The 3,272-nt window shown below is 42.1% G+C and carries 4 protein-coding genes; 1 reads left to right on the top strand and 3 read right to left on the bottom strand.

What is annotated here, in order from left to right:
- Positions 1–115 precede the first annotated feature (115 nt).
- A complete protein-coding gene (locus H5073_RS17745; protein WP_182680894.1) occupies positions 116–451 on the bottom strand; it encodes a hypothetical protein in 336 nt (111 codons plus the stop codon).
- 108 nt (positions 452–559) lie between these two features.
- Positions 560–1,033 carry a DUF1203 domain-containing protein gene (locus H5073_RS17740; RefSeq protein ID WP_182680893.1) on the bottom strand — a complete coding sequence of 158 codons (474 nt, stop codon included), beginning with the start codon at positions 1,031–1,033 and terminating at the stop codon, positions 560–562.
- A 340-nt stretch (positions 1,034–1,373) separates the two neighbouring features.
- Here H5073_RS17740 and H5073_RS17735 point away from each other — a divergent pair, with 340 nt between their 5' ends.
- Positions 1,374–2,333 (top strand): integron integrase, encoded by a 960-nt coding sequence (locus H5073_RS17735; protein ID WP_182680892.1) that lies wholly within the window; start codon positions 1,374–1,376, stop codon positions 2,331–2,333.
- A 341-nt stretch (positions 2,334–2,674) separates the two neighbouring features.
- Here H5073_RS17735 and H5073_RS17730 read toward each other — a convergent pair whose 3' ends face one another.
- Positions 2,675–3,217 carry a nitrous oxide reductase accessory protein NosL gene (locus H5073_RS17730; RefSeq protein WP_182680891.1) on the bottom strand — a complete coding sequence of 181 codons (543 nt, stop codon included), beginning with the start codon at positions 3,215–3,217 and terminating at the stop codon, positions 2,675–2,677.
- Between the last annotated feature and the right edge of the window lie 55 nt (positions 3,218–3,272).

The raw sequence follows: 3,272 nt of genomic DNA, 5'->3' as shown, positions 1-3,272 counted from the left end.
AAACAGATCGTATTCTCGATCTGCTATTTACTATTAAAGGTACAACTTATCGTGAGCTCGGGCTTGTTCAACACTTGGGATAAGGACGCGGCTTCGCGCGGCCTATCCTTATTAGTTATGTGTTTATCCATGCTTGGTACTCATTTAAGTCAGCATCGATCAATTGCTGTTTTTTAGAACCTTTGGCTGACCAGTTTTTACTTTGCCTAGGATACTCTGCCCAAGACAAAACATCTCGATAATCTGATTTGGCCACGCTAGTATATTTTTGTAGCTCAGAAATGGTTGGGTTGGAACCTGCAAGTTTTAAAATTGCTAAACGAACACGAGTTTGCTCTTGCTCATATGATTCTTGGCCATAGCCATCCAATACTGAAATAGCTTCTGCTCTACCCTCTAATTCTGGGAATAGCTTTGTGATCTTACTTGCCAATTTCGCCTCAATATCCATGCGATACCTTACACATAACGCCGTTTTAAGCGGTGAGTAATAGCTTGCTAAAATGTGAAACGAAGTAGAACCGAGCAAGCTGTTACGAGTCCGACTTGAAAACCCTTGTTAGGCGCGGTACACCGCACTACAAAAACAACCAGGACCTGCATAGTGAAGATGAATATAATTAACTTTAGAATTTTGGAATTGCTTTTTCAATTTCAATTCCAATTCTGTACCTTTAGAAATATCATGGGCTACCATCATATTACTTGAATCATAGGCCTTTACCGACAGCAGCCGATGATTAAGCATTTTGGGCACCTGATTTACACCAAGCTTGCTCGTTTGAGAAAACTCTCGTACGAGAACTGTTCCTATGGCTTTATAGGCTGAATCTACGTCATGGTGCCAGTAAGGTAAAAATAGAACTCTTTCTCCTATTTTTGCATCTTCCAACGAAACACGACAAGGATATCCGGGTTCTTCATCTACAGTCATCCATTTTGCTTTATGTAATGAAAGTTCTTCATCATTCAAATCCATAAATGAATCAAATTCATTTTTTTCAAGGGCAATAAATTGAAAATCAGTTACCATTCTTTAATAATTCCTCGGTATCGAATTGACGCCTAACCTTTGTATAGTGCGCATGCGCGTCTACCACATTAGACCAGTAAAAACGCGCACCGCTAACTCTTTGTATTTAGATAGAATACTCAACAATACGCTAAATACACCTGTTGGATAAACGCGCATGCGCACTTTCACTAGATAATAGGTTCCTATTATCTACATAGCATCGAATCCAACATACTGATACTACTCGTAAAAAACATGACTCTCAAGGCTAAACGCGCAAAGTTAGTGCGAAAAGTGACTGGATTTTTATCAAAAAAGAAATAATACTGTATATAAATACAGTGTCGAGGTATTTGTTATGTCTAGCCAAAGCCCGTTCTTAGAGCGCATAAAAGCCGAAATGCGTATGCGCGGCTACAGCATCAAAACTGAAAAAGCGTATCTATATTGGATAAAAGCCTATATCAACTTTCATCATAAGCGTCATCCTGAAAACATGGGTACCTGTGAAGTAGCACAATTTTTAACCTTCCTTGCCAATACCCGCAATGTCGCCATCAATACCCAAAAAGTGGCGCTCAATGCGTTAGTGTATCTCTATCAAAAACACTTCCAACAAACATTAGGTAACTTAGAGTTTCGCTATGCCAGTAAGCAACGTACATTACCTAGTGTTCTCACAACCCGTGAGATAGCCTTAGTGCTAGAGCAACTGTTGGGCCGAGATAGGCTCATCATCGAGTTGTTATATGGCAGTGGTTTACGGATTTCTGAATGTTTACGCCTGAGGATCCAAGATGTCGACTTGCAAGGACATTCATTAACGGTCAGAGATGGTAAGGGGCATAAAGATAGGCAGACTATCCTGAGTCATAATTCGGGCACTAAGCTGGCTAACGTTATTGATACCGCTCGAGAAATCCAATTGAAAGACAATCAAGAAGGCATTGGTCCTTCTTTGCCCTATGCACTCGGTCGAAAGTATCCTAATGCATATAAGCAAGCTGGTTGGATGTTCATTTTCCCCTCTCATTGCACATGCTTGCACCCATTTACTCAGATCCTTTGCAGGCATCACTTGCATCCTAGCGTTATCCGGAAAGCCTTGGGCACGGCAGTGAAGAAAACCAATATAGTGAAACGCGTCACTTGCCATACTTTTAGACACAGTTTTGCGACACATTTACTGCAAGCGGGCAGAGATATCAGAAGCGTGCAAGAACTGCTTGGGCACAATGACATCAATACCACTCAAATTTATACTCATGTGCTAGGCCAACATTATGCTGGCACGACCAGCCCGTTAGATAATTTGTAATCGATATCATCTAGGCGTCATTTTATACTGGCCCCATTGCTAACTTTTAACTCGAGCCTTTTAAGCCAACAGGTGACACCAACGCTAACAAGGTGAACCCTGTCATCCCATAACAAGAGTTGCGCGACGACCGTCTATTTCTTGTTTTAGGAAATAGGACGTCAAAGCGAACTACATGGAAGCTCTTGATTTAACAAGAAGTGCTGCGTGTCGAAGAGCTGATGCCATGGCAAGCCTGTACGCCTGATTTACAGTAACACTAACACTTGCCTTATTAACATCTACTAATTGCTCATATAGCTCACATCCTACCTATTACCCATAAGTAAAAAACCTTCGCACTACAGCTGTGCTTGGGTGATTTCATCGAAGCGATAGAGTTTGCCGCCGTATTGCTCGATAAATACTTCAGCATCTTTTTTAACGCTGAAACTGCCTATGGTCTCCCCCATGGCACCGGTTTGGCTGGAGCCGACCACAAACCAAGCGAGCCTTGCATTCATAAAATGGCTGTCGTCGGGCTTAGCCCATGGCGATAGGCTCATGTCGTGCACATACACCTCTTTCACTTGATGAACATATTCAGGGTCGAGCAAAAAGCTAAATAAGTCTCTGGTTGAACAGAAGTTTTTCACTTTTTCTGAGGTTTTAGTGTATAGCTCACCTTTTGGGCCGGGGAATTCGGTGATTAACATGCCGCAAAGATGACATTCATGGGTACTGTCAATGGCTTGGGCTTGTCTTGGGGGCGCGACAGTATCAGGGCCGCCGCAACCACTGAGGCCAATGCTGATACTAATGACACTGGCGATGGCGAGAAAGGCGCCAAGGAGATTGCGGCCAAATCCTGATTTTTTACGGTTTATGATCATGCTCTTTGTCATGGTTACATCATCCTATTCGTTGTTATTTGTTATTTGTTATTTGTTATTTGTTATC

It is taken from the genome of Shewanella sp. SR44-3 (assembly GCF_014163735.1).
Lineage (GTDB): Bacteria > Pseudomonadota > Gammaproteobacteria > Enterobacterales > Shewanellaceae > Shewanella.
Note: the sequence above shows the minus strand (reverse complement) of the source record. Positions and strands in the feature narration are given on the sequence as shown.